Origin of the sequence: Dietzia sp. DQ12-76 (assembly GCF_014145045.1) — a bacterium.
Taxonomy (GTDB): Bacteria; Actinomycetota; Actinomycetes; order Mycobacteriales; family Mycobacteriaceae; genus Dietzia.
Genome location: NZ_JAALDV010000111.1, coordinates 1 through 1,042 on the forward strand (window position 1 = coordinate 1; position 1,042 = coordinate 1,042).

Here is a 1,042-nt window from a genome sequence, read left to right on the forward strand (position 1 = left end):
GGCGGCCGGCGTGGTTGCGGCCGTTGCCGGCGTTCCCGCAGATCGACCAGCTCGAGGACCGGTGGTCGGGAGGAGATCTTCTGCTCCAGATCTGCGCCGACGACCCGCTGGTCGTCTCACACGCCGCCCGGACCCTCGCCTCGGGGGTTCGCGGCGTGGCCGAGCAGAAATGGGCCCAGCGCGGGTTCCGCAAAGCCGTGGGCACCGACCCGACCGGCAGCACCCAACGGAACCTGTTCGGCCAGATCGACGGCACCGAGAACCCCAGGCCTGACGACGTGGACTACGACCAGATCGTGTTCTCGGACGGAGCCGACCAGCGATGGATGCGGGGCGGGTCCTCACTCGTGCTGCGCCGCATCCGCATGACCATGGACACCTGGGAGGAGATCGACCGCACCTCCCGCGAGCTGAGCATGGGCCGGCGGATCGACACCGGTGCGCCGCTGACCGGAACCCACGAGCACGACCCGGCCGATTTCGACGCCGTCGACGACGTGGGCCTGCCGGTCATCCCGCCCGAGTCGCACATGGCCCGGGCCCGGCAGCGCCATCGCGGTGAGGCCATGCTCCGGCGGCCGTACAACTTCGACGACCCACCGGAGCCGGGGAAGATCAGCAACAGCGGTCTGATCTTCACCGCCTATCAGGCCGACCCGGTGCGCACCTATATCCCCGTCCAGCGGCGGCTCGCCGAACAGGATGCGCTCAACACGTGGACCGTCCCGATCGGGTCCGCGGTCTTCGCCCTCCCGCCCGGCGCACCGGAGGGCGGGTACGTCGGTCAGGGGCTGTTCGAGGGATGAGGTGACACGCAGCCGCCCCCGGCGATGAACCCCCGCGCGAGCATCGGCTCACGCTGGTGTCCATCGCCGGGGGCGGCGGTAGTCGGGAGCGGTTGGGTCAGCTGGGTCAGATCGCCGCGGCGATGGCGTCGGACATGGCCTGCTGGCCGAGGGCGGTGGGGTGGAACGCCGCGGCGTTCGTCGGCGCGCCCCCGAGGAAGTCGGTCCAGCGCTGGTCCGCCGGCGCGCAGGCGCTG

The 1,042-nt window shown here is 71.5% G+C and carries 1 protein-coding gene; it reads left to right on the top strand.

Annotated elements, in window-relative coordinates; all coding sequences use genetic code 11:
• Positions 1 to 806, top strand: an 806-nt coding sequence (locus tag G6019_RS04920; RefSeq protein WP_182627133.1) for a Dyp-type peroxidase, incomplete at its 5' end; no start/stop codon positions are given.
• Between the last annotated feature and the right edge of the window lie 236 nt (positions 807 to 1,042).